At 67.4% G+C, this 17907-nt stretch carries 18 protein-coding genes and 1 tRNA gene; 8 read left to right on the top strand and 11 right to left on the bottom strand.

The window, feature by feature from the left end; genetic code table 11:
- Nucleotides 1-23: 23 nt before the first annotated feature.
- Nucleotides 24-896 carry a mechanosensitive ion channel family protein gene (locus POR01S_RS15375; protein WP_042136837.1) on the bottom strand — a complete coding sequence of 291 codons (873 nt, stop codon included), beginning with the start codon at nucleotides 894-896 and terminating at the stop codon, nucleotides 24-26.
- Nucleotides 897-994: 98 nt separating this feature from the next.
- The gene (locus POR01S_RS15370) at nucleotides 995-1474 is read right to left on the bottom strand and encodes a YajQ family cyclic di-GMP-binding protein (RefSeq protein WP_017640080.1); all 480 of its coding nucleotides are present in this window, start codon (nucleotides 1472-1474) and stop codon (nucleotides 995-997) included.
- A gap of 123 nt (nucleotides 1475-1597) precedes the next feature.
- On the opposite strand from POR01S_RS15370, the gene POR01S_RS15365 reads away from it, so the two are divergent.
- From POR01S_RS15365 to POR01S_RS15350, 4 genes are read left to right on the top strand one after another with little or no spacing between them, the layout of a single operon-like run.
- Nucleotides 1598-2512, top strand: coding sequence for a putative 2-dehydropantoate 2-reductase (locus tag POR01S_RS15365; RefSeq protein WP_042136834.1), 915 nt, complete (start codon nucleotides 1598-1600; stop codon nucleotides 2510-2512).
- A 43-nt stretch (nucleotides 2513-2555) separates the two neighbouring features.
- Nucleotides 2556-4577: a sensor histidine kinase gene (locus POR01S_RS15360; RefSeq protein ID WP_027598529.1), complete on the top strand. Its 2022-nt coding sequence runs from the start codon at nucleotides 2556-2558 to the stop codon at nucleotides 4575-4577.
- Nucleotides 4578-4598: 21 nt separating this feature from the next.
- Nucleotides 4599-5159, top strand: a complete 561-nt coding sequence (locus tag POR01S_RS15355) for a cob(I)yrinic acid a,c-diamide adenosyltransferase (RefSeq protein WP_027603025.1) — start codon at nucleotides 4599-4601, stop codon at nucleotides 5157-5159.
- A complete protein-coding gene (locus tag POR01S_RS15350) occupies nucleotides 5156-6220 on the top strand; it encodes a hypothetical protein (RefSeq protein ID WP_042136831.1) in 1065 nt (354 codons plus the stop codon). The genes POR01S_RS15355 and POR01S_RS15350 overlap by 4 nt, the downstream gene beginning before the upstream one ends.
- On the opposite strand, the gene POR01S_RS15345 is transcribed toward POR01S_RS15350, so the two are convergent.
- From POR01S_RS15345 to POR01S_RS15335, 3 genes are all read right to left on the bottom strand, one after another.
- On the bottom strand, nucleotides 6201-7055 hold the full coding sequence (locus tag POR01S_RS15345; protein WP_042136829.1) for an ATPase: 855 nt from the start codon (nucleotides 7053-7055) through the stop codon (nucleotides 6201-6203). The genes POR01S_RS15350 and POR01S_RS15345 overlap by 20 nt on opposite strands.
- 172 nt (nucleotides 7056-7227) lie before the next feature.
- Nucleotides 7228-8172: an NAD-dependent epimerase/dehydratase family protein gene (locus POR01S_RS15340; protein ID WP_042136826.1), complete on the bottom strand. Its 945-nt coding sequence runs from the start codon at nucleotides 8170-8172 to the stop codon at nucleotides 7228-7230.
- Nucleotides 8173-8253: 81 nt separating this feature from the next.
- Nucleotides 8254-9141 (bottom strand): LysR family transcriptional regulator ArgP, encoded by an 888-nt coding sequence (locus POR01S_RS15335; RefSeq protein ID WP_042136824.1) that lies wholly within the window; start codon nucleotides 9139-9141, stop codon nucleotides 8254-8256.
- A gap of 99 nt (nucleotides 9142-9240) precedes the next feature.
- Here POR01S_RS15335 and POR01S_RS15330 point away from each other — a divergent pair, with 99 nt between their 5' ends.
- On the top strand, nucleotides 9241-9840 hold the full coding sequence (locus tag POR01S_RS15330) for a LysE/ArgO family amino acid transporter (protein ID WP_042136823.1): 600 nt from the start codon (nucleotides 9241-9243) through the stop codon (nucleotides 9838-9840).
- A 62-nt stretch (nucleotides 9841-9902) separates the two neighbouring features.
- Nucleotides 9903-10868, top strand: a complete 966-nt coding sequence (locus tag POR01S_RS15325; protein WP_042136821.1) for a methyl-accepting chemotaxis protein — start codon at nucleotides 9903-9905, stop codon at nucleotides 10866-10868.
- Between the two features lie 9 nt (nucleotides 10869-10877).
- Here POR01S_RS15325 and POR01S_RS15320 read toward each other — a convergent pair whose 3' ends face one another.
- Entirely contained in the window at nucleotides 10878-11492 is a 615-nt protein-coding gene (locus POR01S_RS15320; RefSeq protein ID WP_027598522.1) for a pseudouridine synthase, read from the bottom strand.
- A 63-nt stretch (nucleotides 11493-11555) separates the two neighbouring features.
- Between POR01S_RS15320 and POR01S_RS15315 the strand changes: the two genes are divergently transcribed.
- Complete coding sequence (locus POR01S_RS15315) at nucleotides 11556-12587, top strand: MBL fold metallo-hydrolase (RefSeq protein WP_042136819.1); 1032 nt, start codon at nucleotides 11556-11558, stop codon at nucleotides 12585-12587.
- Between the two features lie 2 nt (nucleotides 12588-12589).
- Here the strand turns inward: POR01S_RS15315 and POR01S_RS15310 are convergent, their stop codons facing one another.
- The 4 genes from POR01S_RS15310 to POR01S_RS15295 form a co-directional block, all read right to left on the bottom strand.
- Nucleotides 12590-13051, bottom strand: coding sequence for a hypothetical protein (locus tag POR01S_RS15310; RefSeq protein ID WP_027598520.1), 462 nt, complete (start codon nucleotides 13049-13051; stop codon nucleotides 12590-12592).
- A complete protein-coding gene (locus POR01S_RS15305; protein ID WP_042136817.1) occupies nucleotides 13048-13677 on the bottom strand; it encodes a SatD family protein in 630 nt (209 codons plus the stop codon). The genes POR01S_RS15310 and POR01S_RS15305 overlap by 4 nt, the downstream gene beginning before the upstream one ends.
- Before the next feature lie 211 nt (nucleotides 13678-13888).
- Nucleotides 13889-14224: a protealysin inhibitor emfourin gene (locus POR01S_RS15300; RefSeq protein WP_007161915.1), complete on the bottom strand. Its 336-nt coding sequence runs from the start codon at nucleotides 14222-14224 to the stop codon at nucleotides 13889-13891.
- A gap of 12 nt (nucleotides 14225-14236) precedes the next feature.
- A complete protein-coding gene (locus POR01S_RS15295; RefSeq protein WP_042136816.1) occupies nucleotides 14237-15298 on the bottom strand; it encodes a M4 family metallopeptidase in 1062 nt (353 codons plus the stop codon).
- Nucleotides 15299-15432: 134 nt separating this feature from the next.
- Between POR01S_RS15295 and POR01S_RS15290 the strand changes: the two genes are divergently transcribed.
- Nucleotides 15433-15506, top strand: a tRNA-Gly gene (locus POR01S_RS15290).
- A 93-nt stretch (nucleotides 15507-15599) separates the two neighbouring features.
- Here POR01S_RS15290 and POR01S_RS15285 read toward each other — a convergent pair.
- Complete coding sequence (locus tag POR01S_RS15285) at nucleotides 15600-17666, bottom strand: hybrid sensor histidine kinase/response regulator (RefSeq protein ID WP_439709724.1); 2067 nt, start codon at nucleotides 17664-17666, stop codon at nucleotides 15600-15602.
- Between the last annotated feature and the right edge of the window lie 241 nt (nucleotides 17667-17907).

The raw sequence follows: 17907 nt of genomic DNA, 5'->3' as shown, positions 1-17907 counted from the left end.
GCCCGCGGCCGCCACGACCTGCCCTAGGCTTCGCCGCGCGCGGCCGCGGCGGCGCGCTCGTCGCCCTTGTCGTCGATCACCTTGACCACCCGGCTGGGCAGCGCGATGTCGATGCCTTCGGCCCGCAGGCGATCGCGGATCTGCTCGTTGAAGGTGAACTGGGTGCCCCAGAAATCGCTGTTGGCGGTCCAGCAGCGCAGCGACACGGTGATGAAGGTGTCGCCCAGGCCGGCCACCACGATGGCGGGTGGCGGCGTCTCCAGCACCCGCGGATCCTTGGCCATGTCGGCCAGCACCTGCTTGGCCTTCTGCAGATCGGCGTCGTAGCCGACCTTGACGTCGAAGACGATCTGCCGCGTCGCCTGGCGCGACTGGTTGGTGATGATGCCGTTGGACAGGTTGCCGTTGGGCACGGTGACGGTGCGGTTGTCGCCGGTGCGCAGCACGGTATGGAAGATCTGGATCGAATCCACGGTGCCCTGCACGCCCTGGGCCTCGATGTAGTCACCGATCTTGAACGGCCGGAACAGCAGGATCAGCACCCCGCCGGCGAAGTTGGCCAGGCTGCCCTGCAGCGACAGGCCGATGGCCAGGCTGGCGGCGCCGAGGGCGGCGACGAAGGAGGTGGTGGCGATGCCGATCATGGAGGCGACGCTGATCACTAGCATCACCTTGAGACCGATGTTGACCAGGGTCACCACGAAGGTTTCCAGGGCCCGGTCCATGTGCCGCGCGGTGAACAGCGCGGCCAGTCGCCCGGTCAGGCGATTGATGATCCACCAGCCGATCCACAGGGTGATCAGGGCCAGTACCACCTTGCCGCAATATTGCAGGATCACCGGTAGCCAGGCCATGAAGGCCGTCAGCAGGTGATCGGTCTGGGCACTCAAATCCATCGTCTACCTCTCCACGCACAAGAAAAAAGTCGGGCGCGGCCTGAATGGCGGCGCCCTATGTGCGACGGACGGTAGCCCGAGAGGTTCCGAAACGCGGCTCAGTCGCGGAAGTTGTCGAACTGCAGCGGCATGCCCAGGGACTGGCCGCGCAGCAGGGCGATGACCTCCTGCAATTCGTCGCGTTTCTTGCCGGTGACGCGCACCTGCTCGCCCTGGATGGCGGCCTGGACCTTGATCTTGCTGTCCTTGATCAGGGCGACGATTTTCTTCGCCAGCTCCTTGTCGATGCCCTCGCGCAGGGTGGTCTCCTGCTTCACGGTCTTGCCGGAGGCATAGGCGTCCTTGACCTCCAGGCACTGGACGTCGATCTTGCGCTTGGCCAGGTTGACCTTGAGGATCTCCAGCATCTGCTCGAGCTGGAAATCGGCGTCGGCGGTCAGGGTGACGGTAAGGTCCTTGGCCTCGAAGCTGCCCTTGCCGCGCAGGTCGTACCGGCGCTCGAGCTCCTTCATGGCGTTGTCCACGGCGTTGGTGACTTCGTGCTTGTCCAGCTCCGATACGACGTCGAAGGAAGGCATGGATTTTCTCCTCGGTTGGGGTGGGGCAGCCTTGACGCTGCAGCCTGACCGACCATTATAACGACTGGCCCTCTTCCTCAGGAATCCGACCATGCGCAAGGAATCGACACTGGAGTCACAGCTGTGAGCTGGCACGTGTTGGGCGCCGGCAGTCTCGGCGGACTCTGGGCCGCGCGGCTGTTTCGCGGTGGCGAGCCGGTCCGGCTGATCCTGCGCGATCGCACGCGCCTGGCGCAGTATCGCGCCCGCGGCGGCCTGCAACTCAGCGAAGGCGACACCACCAGCCTCTATCCGCTGCCGGCCGAGACGCCCGAGGCCGGCAATCCGATCCGCCGGCTGATCCTCGCCTGCAAGAGCTACGACGCCGAAGAAGCCATCGCCAGCGTCGCCGCGCGCCTGGAACCGGAAGCCGAGATCCTGCTGCTGCAGAACGGCCTGGGCAGCCAGGACGCCGTGGCCGCCCGGGTACCGCGGGCGCGCTGCCTGAGAGCCAGCACCACCGAAGGAGCCTATCGCGAAACCGACTTCCACGTGGTCGCGGCCGGTGCCGGGCAGATCTGGATCGGCGACCAGCTCGGCAGCCATACCCCGCCGCCCTGGCTGGATACCCTCGCCGAGCTGGGTTTCCCGGTGCGCTGGACCGACGACATCGACGCCCGCCTGTGGCGCAAGCTGGCGATCAACTGCGCCATCAATCCGCTGACCGTGCTCTATCGCTGCCGCAACGGCGAACTGCGCCAGCATCTGCCGGAGGTCACGGAGCTCTGCGACGAACTCGCGGCGCTGCTGGAAGCCATGGGACTCGCCCCGGCGGCCCAGGGGCTGCAGCAGGAGGTCGAGGCGGTGATCGCCGCCACGGCCAACAACCGCTCCTCGATGCTGCAGGACGTGGAGCGCGGCCAGCGCACCGAGGTGAGCTACCTGCTCGGCCACGCCCTGCCGATCGCCGGACGGCTGCGCCTGCCGGTGCCGCACCTGACCGAGCTACAGCAGCGACTGCGAGCCCGGCTCGCGGAGCGCGGATTGCCCGAGGACTAGCTGCGGGCTACCCTGCCCGCTTCCCTGTTGCCACGGCTGCGCCATGATCCTCGCCAAACGCCTGAAGAATCTCCCGGTCGGCCGCAAGTTGCTGGCTGCCCTGCTGGTGATGATGATCGCGGTGCTGGTGGTGGCCAACGTGACCTTTATCAGCGCCGCCTACTGGATCTCCCAGGAGAGCGTGGCGCCCCAGGCGCTGCAGACCCTGGGCCGGCTGTTCGCCAGCCCGGTGCTCAGCCGCGAGGTGCTGGCCTCGCCGGCGGCGGCCGAGGTGCAGCTGCGCCAGCTCGACGGCTATGCGCCGCTGCGCCTGGCCGCGGTCTACGACAGCCAGGGCCAGCGCCTGGCCGAGTTGCACAACGGCGATCGCCTGCAGGTGCCGGCGCGCTTCGAAGAGCTGCAGACCTGGCGCCTGCGCGAATTCCGCACCAATCTGCTGGTGGAGCTGCCGCGTCCCGAGGGCGCTCCCGGGCATCTGCTGCTGGTGGCCAGCAGCGAACTGCCGGGGGCCTTCTACCGCGGCACCCTGACCGCCAGCCTGGCGATCCTGACCTTCAGTATCCTGCTCTGGCTGGTGGTGGCGCGGCAGATCAAGAGACTCATCACCCTGCCGATCCGCGAACTGGAAGAACTCTCGCGCCAGGTGACCCGCGAGGAGAACTATTCGCTGCGCGCCAGCAAGGGCAGCGAAGACGAACTGGGCCGCCTGGCGGAATCCTTCAACACCATGCTCGGCCGCATCCAGGGCCGCGAGCAGCAACTCAAGCGCGCCCGCGACGACGCCCAGTACGCGGTGCTGCAGGCCCAGAGCCTGGCCGAGGAGACCCGCCGCTCCAACCGTAAGCTGGAGTTGGAGGTGCAGGTCCGCGGCAAGATCGAGAAGAAGCTCACCGGCTTCCAGAACTACCTCAACAGCATCATCGACTCCATGCCCTCGGCGCTGATCGCCGTGGACGAGCAGTTCTACGTCACCCAGTGGAACCAGGAGGCCACCCACCTCTCCGGCACCCAGCTGGACGAGGCCCTGAACCAGCCGGTGTTCCTGGCCTTTCCCTCGCTCAAGCCGTTCCTGCCGCAACTGAGTCGCACCGCCGAATTGCTGCGGGTGGAAAAGGTGGAACGGGTGACCTGGGCGCTGACCGATACCCCGCGGCACTACACCTTGACCTTCTACCCGCTGATGGGCGGCGCCGGGCGTGGCGTGGTGATCCGCATCGACGACATCACCCAGCGCCTGAACATGGAAGAGATGATGGTGCAGTCGGAAAAGATGCTCTCGGTGGGCGGCCTCGCCGCCGGCATGGCCCACGAGATCAACAATCCGCTGGGCGCCATCCTGCACAACGTGCAGAACATCCGCCGGCGGCTGTCGCCGGAGTTGCCGAAGAACGTCGAGCAGGCCGCCGAATCCGGTGTCGAGCTCAATGCGGTGAACTGCTACCTGGAGAGCCGGCAGATCCCGCGGCTGCTCGACGGCATCCACCAGGCCGGCAGCCGCGCGGCCAAGATCGTCAGCCACATGCTGGCCTTCAGTCGCCGCAGCAATCGCAAGATGGAAGCCAGCGAATTGCCGCCGCTGATCGACCAGGCCATCGAGATCGCCGGCAACGACTTCGACCTGGCCGAGGGCTTCGACTTCCGCACCCTGTCGATCATCCGCGAATTCGATCCGGCGCTGGGACCGGTGCCGGTGATCGGCAACGAACTGGAGCAGGTGCTGCTCAACCTGCTGAAGAACGCCGCCCAGGCCATCCACCTGCGCGACGACGAGGAAGAAGGCGAATACGGCCGCATCACCTTGCGCACCAAGCTGCGCGGCGGCTGGGCCGAGATCCAGGTGGAAGACAACGGCATCGGCATCCCCGAGGACATCTGCAAGCGCATCTTCGAGCCCTTCTTCACCACCAAGGAGGTGGGCCAGGGCACCGGTCTGGGCCTGTCGGTGTCGTATTTCATCATCACCAACAACCACAAGGGGCAGATGGAGGTGCACTCCACGCCTGGCGTAGGGACCTGCTTCACCCTGCGCCTGCCCCTCGTCCAGGCCGACTTCGACGCGGCCTAGGACCTCATCAGGAGCTGCGCCATGGGTTTTCGCCTCACCGAGATCTACACCCGCCAGGGCGACGCCGGCGACACCGGCCTGGCCGACGGCAGCCGGGTACCCAAGGACCATCCGCGCATCGAGGCCATTGGCGCGGTGGATGAGCTCAACAGTGCCCTGGGTCTGCTGCTCGCCGAGCTGGCCGAGGACGCCCGCCTGGCCGAGGTGAGCGAGCTTCTGGCGCCCTGTCAGCACCGCCTGTTCGACCTCGGTGGCGAACTGGCCATGCCCAGCTATCGCGCCCTGCAACCGGTGGAGATCGAACGCCTGGAGGGCGCCATCGATCGGTGGAACGCCGAGCTGGGGCCGTTGGAGAATTTCATCCTGCCCGGCGGCTCGCGCGCCGTGGCCCAGGCCCATGTCTGCCGCACCCTGGCGCGCAGCGCCGAGCGGCGCTGCCGCAGCCTGCACGCGGTGGAGCCGCTGGAGGGCCAGGGCCTGCCCTATCTCAATCGCCTGTCCGACCTGCTGTTCGTCGCCGCCCGCATCGTCGCCCGGCGCCAGGGGGTGAGCGAGGTGCTCTGGCAGGCCGCGCGGCCATGAGCGCGCCGGCCGCACCCGCCGCGCCACCGCCGCGCCGCCACGAGGGCCTGCTGGCGCTCTGGGACGGCCTGATCCTGATCCTGGTCTGCGTGAACCTGGCGCTGATCCTGTTCGACAGCCTCTATGCCCTGGGACCGCTCAACCAGGCCCTGGTCGCAGTGCTGCCCGGCTTCCACGCCTTCTATGGCGAACGCATCCACGCCCACTTCACCCGCATCGACCTGGTGTTCGTCGCCTTCTTCATCGCCGACGTGCTGCTCGGCTGGTTGGTGGCGGTGATCGAACGCCGCCACGCGCGCTGGTACCACTACCCCTTCATCCACTGGTACGACGTGCTCGGCTGCATCCCCCTGGGCGGTTTCCGCCTGCTGCGGGCGCTGCGCATCGTCTCGCTGCTGCTGCGCCTGCAACGCCTGGGGCTGATCGACATGCGCCGCTGGCGGCCCTATCGGCTGTTCAACCATTACTACCAGCTGCTCATGGAAGACCTGTCGGATCGGGTGATGATCAAGATCTGCGGCGAATTGCAGGACGAACTCAACACCCGCGACGACTTCTCCCAGAGCGTGATCGACCGCGTCATCCGCCCGCGCAAGCAGCGGCTGATCGACGGCATGGCGCTGCGCATCCAGGCGATGGTGGAACAGGGCTACAGCCAGAATCGCGCCACCCTGGAACGCCTGGTTGGCGACGTGGTGCAGCGCGCCCTGGACGAGAATCCCGATCTGGCCCGGCTCAAGCGCCTACCCATGGGCGAGCGACTGGCCGACACCCTGGACGGGGTGCTCACCGACATCGTCAACGGCCTGGTCAGGGAAGCGGCGGCCAGCCTGCGCACCCGCGACTTCCGCGCCCTGGCCAGTCGCCTGGCCGATCACGGCTTCGATCAGAGTCTGCCCAGCGGCGCCCAGGACAATGCCCTGGACGAGGTGCTGGTGGAGATCCTCGAGGTGTTCAAGCAGAAGGTCCTGCAGCGCCGGCTCGATCAACTCGATGGCGAGCTCTGGCCGCAGGAATGGCAGCGCAGCGAGATCGATCCGATCAACGCGCCCCGGCGCTGATCTGCTGCTGCAGATTCTGCACCTGGGTCTGCAGGGTGGTGATGTTGCGGGTGGTCTGCAGGCGGAAGGCGTCGAATTCCTTGCTGTCCGGGCCCACCGGGCGGGCGTCCAGCTCGCTGCGTAGCACCAGCAGGTCCTGCTGCATCTCGCCCAGGGCCTGATTCTGGGCACTGGGCTTCTTCAGCGCGGCGATGTCGGCCTGCAGCGCCTTGTTCTGCGCGGTGAGGCTGGCGACCTGCTCGGTCAGGCTGGCGGTCTGCGCCAGGCCGTTCTTCAGCGCGGTCTGCTCGTCGGCCAGGGCCTTGAGGCGGGTATCCACCTCGCCACTGCCGGTCTGCACCGTCTGGACCGCGGTGGAGAGATTCTGCAGACGGTTGTCCTGGGCCTGCTGGTTGTCCGTCACCCCCTGCTGCTGGCGGGTGAGTTCAGCGACCTTGGTCTGCAAGGTCTTGACCTGCAGCAGCAGCGCCTCGCGACTGGTGGTACCGGAGGATTCGCTTTCCACCAGCTTGCCGGAGATGTCCCTCAGGCGACCCTGGGCGTCTTCGCTGATGCGCGCGAAGTTTTCCTGGGTGGCCACCACCTGCTCCTGCATCAGCACCAGTTGCTGATGACTCCACCAGGCGACCCCGGCCAGGGCCAGAGTCAGGGCCGCGACCAGCACCCACAGCGGCGCGGTGGACGGGCCACGGCGTACCGCGCGCGTGTGACCGGCCGTGGGCTCGCGATAGACCTCCTCGGCTTCGACCGACCGGCGACCCGCGGGACGGCGATCGTCACGCTCCGGCGTCAGACTCGGGACGTTATCCATTTCATCGAGAAGATCGTTGCGCATGGCAGACCTGTGAGCAAAGGCAGGAAGACGAAATCGCGGCCAGTATAACGGCCGTCGGCGCCGACGCGAGGCCGTGCGCGGACGGATTAGCCCCGGGAGCGTGCGCGGAAACGCAGTCTGCGCCGATAGCAAAGCGCCAGCATGCCATATCCCGAGTGCCTTTGGTGCGGCGCTAGACCGGGCCGCTGCGGGCCTGGGGCGCCCGCGGGCGATATTCTTCCAGGGCGTTCCAGGAGCTGGCCTCGGGCAGGTAGCCGAAGGCCTCCTGGGCGGCGCGGATATCCAGGGTGAAGGGGCTGTCGAGCAGGTCGGGCCAGCGCGACTCGTGACCCGGGGTACGCAGGCGGGCATAGAGACGCCGGGGATCGAAGGCCTTGCGCTCGACCACCGGCGGCAACTCGAAGCGCCGCAGCAGGAAGTTGATCGCATCCCAGCACACCAGCGGCTGGCCATCGCTGAGGTTGAAGACCTTGCCCTGGGTGGCGGCCGGTTGCCTGAGCAACAAGGTCACCAGGGCCTTGCGCAGATTGCCGGCGCTGGTGAAGTCCCAGCGATTGAGGCCGTTGCCGCTGCGGCCCAACTGCCTGGCCTTGGCCCTTTCCAGCAACCAGCGCGCCCAGTCGCGATCGGCCAGGCCGAGCACCTGGGCCGGCCGCAACACCGTGACCTGGGGGCCGAATTCGCCGGCGGCCAGGGCCAGGCGCTCCAGTTGCAGACGGCGCTGGGCCTCGCGGCTGGCGGGCTTGGCCGGCACCTGGTCTTCCTTGAGCGCTTCGCCGCCCCGCTCGTAGACGCGGGCGGACGAGACATAGACGAATTGCGCGACCTGCTGCTGCAGGGCGGCTTCGATCAGCACCTGGCCGTGGTCGAGATCGGCCGCGCTCGGCACGCCGGCCACATCGGTACAGTGGGCGATGGCATCGATGTCGTCGCACAGCGCCACCACCTGCGCGGGCTGGTCGAGCAAGGCCGGGTGATAGTCGGCGCCGCGCTCGACCAGGGCGTCCAGGGTCGCGCCGGGGCGGCCGTGCACCCGCACCAGTTGGCCGCGCTCGAGCATGTCGCAGGCCAGGCCCGCACCGAGCGGCTCGCTGGCGCCCGTGATCAAGATACGCATGTCGCTGGGATTCCCGAAGCTGTCCGCGGTCGCCCGGGGCGACCCATCCGCCAGTGTAACCAAAGCCTTCGATAGACGCCGCTAGTCACGCACCAGCCACTGGCCGGCGACCTGTTCGAGATGCCGGGTGAGGGCCTGCAAGGCGGCGCCGCCATTGCGCCAGTGATGCCAGAACAGCGGCACGTCCACCCAGTGACCGGGCGCCAGATCCACCAGCGCGCCCCGCGTCCGGGCAGCCGCGCTCTGGATATCCGGCAGGAGACCCCAGCCGATGCCACTCAGGGTCATCTGCAGAAAGCCTTCGGCGGAAGGACAGAGGTGGTAGTCGAAGGTCTGGGTGACGCCGAGCTGCTCCAGATAGCGATGCTGCAGGCGATCATCCGGGCCAAAGACGATGGCCGGCGCCCGTGCCAGGGCCTGGGGATCCGGCAATGCGGCCAGTTGCCGAGCGCGGAATTCCGGACTGGCCAGGGCCCGGTAGCGCATGGCCCCCAGGGCGCTGACCCGTGCGCCGGCCAGCGGCTGGCCGTTGGCGCAGAGGCAGGCCGCCACCTCGCCGGCGCGCATCCGTCGGAGCACCACGTCCTGGTCTTCCACCACCAGATCCAGCAACACCCGCTGTGCCCGGACCCAGGGGCCGACCGCCAGCGGCCACCAGTTGGCCAGGCTGTCGGCGTTAAGGGCGATGCGCAGGCGCTGCGGCACCTCTTCGGCCAGACCCGGCACCTCGCTGCCCAGATCGGCTTCCAGTAGCCGCACCTGCTGGATATGGCGCAACAGCCGCAGACCCGGCGCCGTCGGCTGCGGGGGTGTCTCCCGCACCAGCACCGCCTGGCCGACCCGGGCTTCGAGCAGCTTGATGCGCTGGGACACCGCCGATTGCGACAGCCCCAGGCGCCGCGCCGCCCGTTCGAAACCGCCCTCTTCCACCACCACCGCCAGGGCTTCCAGCAACTTGTAGTCGATCATCGATTCAGCTAATGCTGCATAAGGAATATTGGTTTTTCTTATACACCCGGACGCGGCAAGGTGGCAGCCAATCCAGCACGACAGGGCATCACTTCCGCAATGAACAGCTACGTCACCGGCCTCCTGACCATGGCCAGTCTCATCATGGCGCTGGGCGCGCAGAACACCTATCTGCTGGCCCAGGGGCTGCGCCGCGAGCACCATCTGGCCATCGCCGCCTTCTGCCTCACCTGCGACGTGATCCTGGTGGCCGCTGGGGTGCTGGGCCTGGCCGCGCTGATCCAGCACAGTCCGTTGCTGGTGGACATCCTGCGCTGGGGCGGCGCGGCCTTTCTGCTCTGGTATGGCGCCCAGGCATTGCGTCGGGCCTGGCGGCCGGCAGCCATGGGCACCATGGCCGCGGCGGAGCCACGCAGCAGGCGGCAGGCGCTGCTCGCCGCCGCGGCGGTCTCGCTGCTCAATCCCCATGTCTATCTGGACACGGTGCTGCTGGTGGGCTCCCTGGGCAGCCAGCAGGCCGCGCCCCTGGCCTATGTGTTCGGCGCGGCCACGGCCTCCATGCTGTGGTTCTTCGGCCTCGCCCTAGGCGCCGCCTGGGCCGCGCCCTACCTGGCCCGCCCAGGGGTGTGGCGGTTGATCGATCTGCTGGTGGCCGGGGTGATGTTCGCCGTCGCCGCCCAGTTGCTGGTCTCGACCTGAGGCTGGCCTTCCCCGGGCGAGCGCCCTAAGCTGCGGCTCTGCGTTTCCTGTCGAGAGTCCTCATGCCCTTCGCCCGCTCGCTCCGCAGTCAGAGCCTGCTCCTGTTCGGCGGCAGTCTGCTGCTGATGCTGCTGATCGCCCTGGCCGGCTTCGGCCTGCTCTCCCGCGAGTTGCATCGCTACCAGCACCTGATCGAAGGCCCGCTGGAGCGCCTGGTGGAGATTGACGACACCCACCTGATCTTCAAGATCCAGGTCCAGGAGTGGAAGAATTTTCTTCTGCGCGGCGGCGATGCCACGACGGCCGAGCGCTACTGGCAGGCCTTCCTGACCCGCGAGGCGGAGGTCGACCGGCGTCTGCAGCAACTGACCGGCAGCGTCGATCCCGATCTGCAACCGCGGCTCCAGGCGCTGCGGGCCCAGCACCAACGCCTGGGCGAGCGCTATCGCGCCGGCCAGGCCGCCTATCTCGCCCATGATCGCGATCCGCGTCGCGGCGATGCCGAGGTCCGTGGTATCGACCGCGAGACCGCCGAGGGCTTCGCCGCCCTGGTCGACGACCTGCACGGACGCACCGCCGCGCAGATCGCCGCCATCCGCGCCGAGGCGCAGCGCGACATCCTGCTCGCCGGCCTCGCCCTGCTGCTCTGTGGCGGCGGCCTGCTGTTCCTCGGGATACGGCTGGTGGAGCGGCGGCTGGTGGATCCGCTGGTGGCCTGCGCCCGGCAACTGGGGCTGCTGGCGCGCGGGCGTTTCGGCGAGCGCCTGCCCGGCGGCCGCGATGACGAAATGGGGCGCCTGGTCCTCAGCACCAATCTCCTGCGCGACGCCGCCGTGCAGCACACCCACGACCTGCGCCACCAGGCCGGCGAGGTGGGCGCCCTGAGCGCGCTGCTGGCCAATCAGCTGGTGACCGAGCCGGGACAGCCGCCGCGAGAGGTCGATCCGCAGGTGCTCAAGGACGTCAGCCGCCGCCTCGCCGACATCGCCGGCGATCTAGAGGAGGCCGCCAGCCAGCGGCAGGACTGAGCTCCGCCCCTAGAGCTGCGCCGGCACCTCGCGCCACGCGCCCGGCGCCAGATCGTCCAGGGTCCAGGGGCCGATGCGGACGCGCACCAGGCGCAGGGTCGGCAGGCCCACCGCGGCGGTCATGCGCCGCACCTGGCGATTGCGTCCTTCGCGAATGGTCAGCTCGATCCAGGCGGTCGGCACGCTCTTGCGAAAGCGCACCGGCGGATCGCGCTCCCACAGCGCCGGCGGCTCCGCCAGCAGGCGCGCCTCGGCCGGCAGCGTGGGGCCGTCATTGAGGTCGACGCCCTGGCGCAGGCGCTGCAGCTGCTCTTCTCCAGGTGTGCCCTCCACCTGGGCCCAGTAGGTCTTGGGCAGCTTGTGCCGGGGATCGGCGATACGCGCCTGCAACTGGCCATCGTTGGTCAGCAGGAGCAGGCCTTCGCTGTCGCGATCCAGGCGGCCAGCGGGATAGACGCCCGGCACCTCGACATAGGCCTTGAGGGTCGCGCGGCCGTCGGCGTCGGCGAACTGGGTGAGCACGTCGAAGGGCTTGTTGAGCAGCAGCAACCGCGGCGTGACCGGCGGTGCCTTGGCCTGGCGACGCGGACGCTGGCCGGGGGTGGAACGGGTATTTCGCGACATGGGGATCGACGGCGGCTAGCCAAAGGGTAATCTGGACCGCCCAGTCTATTCGTCCGAGGTCCCATGCGCATCTTTCGTCCGCTGTGGCTGATCCACCTGCTGACCCTGGCCGGTTGCGCCTCCTCCGCCTACGAGGGTCCGCGCTCCGATCACTTCGACGGCGAGCGCTTTCACAACCTGGCGCCGCGCGAAGACAAGAGCCTCTGGACCCTGCTGAAATGGCAGTTCACCCGCACCCGTCCCGAGTGGACCTGGCAGGACGGGCCGGCCGTACCGACGCGGCCAGTGGCCCGGGTCGAGGGTGGCGAATTGCGGGTGACCTTCGTCAACCATGCCACCCTGCTGATCCAGCATCAGGGTCTCAACATCCTCGCCGATCCGGTGTGGTCGGAGCGGGTCAGTCCCTTCAGCTTCATTGGTCCGCGACGCTATCACGCCCCCGGCGTGGCCCTGGATGACCTGCCGCCGCTGGACCTGATCTTCGTCAGCCACAGTCACTACGACCACATGGATCTGGCGACGCTGCGGCGCCTGGCCGAGCGCGCGCCCCTGACGCCGGTGGTGACGCCCCTCGGCAATGCCGAGCTGATCCGCCGCGAGACCGGTTTCGTCACCGTCAGCGAACTGGACTGGTGGCAGAGCCTGCCGCTCAAGGACGGCCTGCGCCTGCACCTGGTGCCGGGCCAGCACTGGTCGGCGCGCAGTCGCTTCGACACCAACCGCCGGTTGTGGGGCGGCTTCGTACTGGAAGCGCCGACCGGACCGGTCTATTTCGCCGGTGATACCGGCTGGGGCCCGCACTTCGCGCAGATCCGCGAACGCCTGGGGACACCGCGTTTCGCCGCCCTGCCCATCGGCGCCTACGAACCGCGCTGGTTCATGCGGGACAGCCATCTGAATCCCGACGATGCGGTACGTGCTCATCAGGCGCTGGGCGCCGTCAGCAGTCTGGGCATCCACTTCGGCACCTTTTCCCTGAGCGACGAAGAACAGTTCGCCCCGCCCCGCGACCTGGCCCACGCCCGCGCCCTGCATGGCCTGGCGGACGAGGCGTTCCGGACACTGGCGCCGGGCGAGGTCTGGTCGGTGCCCTGAGGTCAGCCGCCGACCTTTGCTGCTTCGATCAAAGGCGGCAAGGAGGAGGCGCTGAGCCAATCCATCAGGGTGGCTCTCATACCGACTCCCCAATGCTGGTCATAAAGCATCCAGGCCCCGGTAATCACGATGGCCCAGAGAATGCTGAACAGCGAGCCGACCAGAAAGTATTCGGCAAAGTCCCGCTGATCCAGCTCCTTGAAGCGAGCGACGGTCTTGAGCGCTATCACCGCCGCGAGGATTTCCCAGCTGTTGCTTAACAGTCCCGCAGCCAACACCAGACGTTCGAGCCAGCCGATGAGGCGTCCCGCGGAAAAGGCGCCATCGCTGGACGCGCCTGGCATTCTTGGCCGTGTCATGCGGATGAGCATCCTGCGACACAAGACATTGCCAAGCTCGGTCAACAGGGCCAAGGCGAAGAGCGTATAGGCCAGTGCATGCAATCCTTGCAGCAACCCGTTCATTGCTCAGCCTCCCTGCGATCCAGATCCGCCAGCACTTCCAGCACGGCATTCCACTGTTGGCTATAGGCCTCGAAGTGACCGGAGGTGCGTACCTTGTAGATGCTATGGACCGATACCTGACGCTGCTCTGCCAGCTCCGCGGGTAACTGTCCGTTCAACAGTGCCGCGATGTCGCTCAATTGACGTTGCGTCCAACCCTTCTCGACAACCGTCAAGCCAACCCCTAGTGCATCGAGAGTGGTCTCCAACAGCGGCTCCTGAGGCAGCGAGAAACCATAGCGGCAGAGCGCGCGCTTTTCGTTTAGCTTGTGCCGACTGCGGCTAAGACCCGGCCCCATCATGTTCCAGGCCTGCTGCGGATTCACAGCCGTTTCTATCCGGGCCAGCCCCAGCACGAAACGGCAATCGATACCACGCTGCAGGAGATCCAGCCTGATGTCACGCAACAGCCGAGCGCCGGCATTCAGGGACGTCACCAAGCCCTGAAATTCGTCTCCAAGGGTGATGGTCAACGGTGATGCCAGGACGTCGGCATAACGCCTGTTGCACTGCACGACCGCTTCATTGAAAGCCTTGTGTAACTGCGCGATATCGGCAGCGTGCTCGCTATGCACCAAGTCGCCCATTACCACCGCGAGTGTCCTGGCAGTTATTTCCTGTTTTGGGGTCATTCTTCGCGATGTAACCATAAAAGGGTCAATCGCTTCTTTTTACCCAAAAACGGTGCGACTCGCCTAGCGCTAAATGTCATCAGTAATCAGCAGGGCAAGAGACAAAAGCAGCCAGGACGCTTGAGGATGCCCTCAACACCTCGCTGCTCCCGCCCATTAATTCAGGTTATTCCACCAGCCCCTTGTCCCAGAGTCGTACCAGCTCGCTGGGCGCGCGGTCCTCGGGAATCAGCAGGGTCAGTTCGTCCTGCTGCTCGGCGGGCTGGGGACGGAAGCGCAATTCCACCTTGAAGTAGCGCTGATCGCCCCGCCCGACCTGGGTCGGTTCGCCGGATTCCGGCAGGCAGCGTTCCAGCACCGAGCAGATGCGCCCGCGCTGGGCGCTGTCGTACTGGCCGAATTCGATCTCCCGCGGCTTGCTCAGCGCGTGCAGGGGCGCGAAGCCGCCCTGTCGCGAGAGTCGCACCACGGTGTCCTTGCCCAGCGGGGGAAGTTCGCGCATTGCCCTGCTCCTCTAGATGAGAGTGACGCCCACGCCAGCCCAGGCCTCTTCGACCGCACGCACCTCCGCCGACTCGGCGCCGAAACGGCGACCGGCATTGGAGACGGTCAGACGGGCGAAGGCGGCGAAATCCGCATCGTTGGCCAGGCGACTGTCGCACAGAGTGTCGTACCAGATCGGCCCGGCCTTTTCCCAGGCGTAGCCACCTAGGGCCATCGCCGCCAGATAGAAGGCCCGGTTGGGAATTCCCGAGTTGAGGTGGACACCGCCGTTGTCTTCGCGGGTCTCGATGTAGTCGCGCATATGCCCGGGCTGGGGGTCCTTGCCCAGGGTCGGATCGTCGTAGGCGGTACCCGGCTCGGCCATGGACCTCAGGCCCTTGCCGTTGATCTTCTTGGTCAGCAGCCCGGCGCCGATGATCCAGTCCGCCTCGGCGGCGGTCTGCTTGAGTTCGTACTGCTTGACCAGGATGCCGAAGACATCGGAGACCGACTCGTTGAGCGCGCCGGACTGGTTGAAGTAGACCAGTCCGGCCTCGCTCTCGGTGACGCCATGCACCAGTTCGTGGGCGATGACGTCCAGGGCGATGGTGAAGCGGTTGAAGATCTCGCCGTCGCCATCGCCGAACACCATCTGCTCGCCGTTCCAGAACGCGTTCTGGTAGTCCTGGCCATAGTGGACAGTGCCGGCCAGTGGCAGGCCCTGGCCATCGATGGAATTGCGCCCGAACACCTCGTTGAAGAATTTGAAGGTGGCGCCCAGGTAGTCGTAGGCCTCGTCCACCGTCACATCGCTCAGTGCCGGCTGCCCTTCCTGGCGCACCAGACGCCCGGGCAGCTGCATGGCGTTGCCGGCATCGAAGATGCTGCGCTGCGGACTGGCGTCATCGGTACGCGGCAGCGGCCCGACCGGTGCCTGGCGCACGCCGGGGCGACCGGGGTTGTGCAGCAGACTCTGGACATGACTCAGGGTGGTCAGGGCGCAGGAACGCTGGTGTTCGTCGCCATGATCGATGATGCGACCAAGAATGTAGGGGGGAATCACCCCCTGGTAGGTGCCCGGGTTACGAGACATGCGCGCCCTCCTCCTCTGGGGGACAGAGTCCCCGATCACCGCAGCGTGCGGTCCGTGTTTCTTGGACCACGAAACGACCAGACGGCTCCCGCCTCTTCACCCGGAGGCAGGCTTCTGGTACAAAGGCACCCCACGCGGGCGTCGTATAATGGCATTACCTGAGCTTCCCAAGCTCATGACGAGGGTTCGATTCCCTTCGCCCGCTCCAGATTCCAGACGGCCTCCAATCAGTCCTTGCGGACACGCTGATTGGGGGCCGTTGCGTTTCCGGGCCCTGCCAAAGGGGTTTCGCGCGCGAAACCTACTCCGCCACCAGCCCCTTCACCCGCTGCGCCAGGGCCTCCACCGCGAAGGGCTTGGTCAGGATCGCCATGCCCGGTTCCAGGTGGCCGTCGCTGAGCAGCGAGGTTTCGGCGAAGCCGGTGATGAACAGCACCTTGAGCGCCGGGCGGCGGACGCGGGCGGCGTCGGCCAGCTGGCGGCCGTTCATGCCGCCGGGCAGGCCGACGTCGGTGACCAGCAGGTCGATGCGGGCATCGGAGTGCAGCACCTCGAGGCCGCCGGCGCCATCGGCGGCCTCGATGATGACGTAGCCCAGTTCGCGCAGCAGATCGGTCACCAGCATGCGCACCGTGGGTTCGTCGTCGACCACCAGCACCGTGGCATTGGCGCCTTCCAGCAGAGCGGGCTGGTCCTCCACCCGAGGCAGCCCGCACGGCCGCTCCACCGGTCGCAGGGGCAGGTACAGGCAGACGGTGGTGCCTTCGCCGGGCGTCGAGCGCAGCCGCAGCTGGCCGCCCGACTGGCGGGCGAAGCCATAGATCATCGACAGCCCCAGGCCTGTGCCCTGCCCCATGGGCTTGGTGGTGAAGAAGGGCTCGAAGGCCTTGGCGGCGACTTCCGGCGTCATGCCGCTGCCGCTGTCGGTCACGCTCAGATGCAGATAGCGTCCAGGTGCAAGCTCGAAGTCGCGGATATCCGCTTCGCCCAGGGTGCGATGACTGGCGGCGATGAGGATGCGTCCGCCCTTGGGCATGGCGTCACGGGCATTGATGCACAGGTTGAGCAGGGCGTTCTCCAGCTGGGACTGGTCCACCAGCAGGGGCTGGTCGTCCGGCAGGCTGCTGAATTGCACCTGGATGGCCGGCCCCACGGTGCGCTGCACCAGGTCGAGCAGGCCGCCCACCAGCTGGTTGACCTCGGTGGCTTCCGGGGCCAGGGTCTGGCGGCGGGCGAAGGCCAGCAGCCGATGGGTCAGGGCCGCGGCGCGCTTGGCGCTGCTCTGGGCAGCCGTCAGGTATTTTTCCAGCTCGGTGAAGCGCCCCTGGCCAATTCTCAGGCTCATGAGGTCGAGGCTGCCCGAGATCCCGGCGAGCAGGTTGTTGAAATCGTGGGCCAGGCCGCCGGTGAGCTGGCCGACCGCTTCCATCTTCTGCGACTGGCGCAGGGCCTCTTCCGAGCGCCGCAATTCTTCGGTGCGTTCTTCGACCCGCTGCTCGAGGGTGGCGGTCAGGTCCCGCAGGTCCGCCAGGGCGCGGTCGCGCTCGTCGGCCAGGGCCCGGCGGGCGTCCACGTCCAGCAGCACGCCGGGAAAGCGCAGCGGGGTGCCATCCGGCGCCAGTTCGACGTGGCCGTTGGCCTCCAGCCAGTAGTAGCGGCCGTCACTGCGGCGGACCCGGTACTGGTGGGCATAGCGGCCACCACGGCCGATGACGTCGGCGATGGCCGCGGCCAGGCCGGGCTGGTCGTCCGGATGGACGGTGGCCACCACTTGCGCCAGGCTCAGGCCATCGCGCCCCAGGGCCGGGTCGAGGCCGAAGTTGATGGCGAAGGCCTCGTCGACGGTGAACCTGTCGGTGGGCAGATCCCAGTACCAGGTGCCGATGATGGCGCCGGCGGCGAGGGCCAGCTGCACGCGCTCGGCGGCGGCCAGCACGCTGCTCTCCGCGGCGCGGGCGCTATCGAGCTCGTCGATGCGTGCGGAAAGCTCCTGTTCGAGGGTCAGGTTGTGCCGCCGCAGGGCGGCCTCGGCCACATCGCGCTGACGGTGGGCCTGAACACTGGCGGTGGTCTCGGTGGTGATGTTGAGCATGCCGACGATGCGCTCGCCATCGCGCAGCGGGCTATAGGAAAAGCTCCAGTAGGTGTCCTCGGGATAGCCGTTGCGGGTCATCACGAAGTGCTTGTCGACGAAGTGCAGCGCCTCGCCGGCCAGCGTCCGCGCGATCAGCGGCGCGATCTCGTCCCACAATTCCGCCCAGACCTCATCGATCGGCTGCCCCAGGGCGGCCGGATGGCGGGCGCCGAGAAAGGGGGCGTAGGCCTGGTTGTAGATCAGCGTCTGCTCGGCGCCCCAGGTGGCGCACATGGCGAAGGGAGACGCCATCAGCAGGTCGTAGGTGGTCCGAAGGGCCACGGGCCAGCTGGCGCGCGTGCCCAGTGGCGTGGTTTCCCAGGCGAAACCTTCGAGATAGGACAAGGGACGACTCACTGGCAGAGGCGCGGAGGGATCTCGTGGCCGTCCGGGCCTGCCGCGAGGCGCCCGGATGCCCATGATAGGCAGGTACGCAAGGCCCCTGCCAGTACCGCGATCCATCGCTGGCACCGCC

Origin of the sequence: Pseudomonas oryzihabitans NBRC 102199 (assembly GCF_000730625.1) — a bacterium.
Taxonomy (GTDB): domain Bacteria; phylum Pseudomonadota; class Gammaproteobacteria; order Pseudomonadales; family Pseudomonadaceae; genus Chryseomonas; species Chryseomonas oryzihabitans.
The sequence above is the reverse complement of the archived record's forward strand: the minus strand, read 5'-3'. Positions and strand labels throughout refer to the sequence as shown.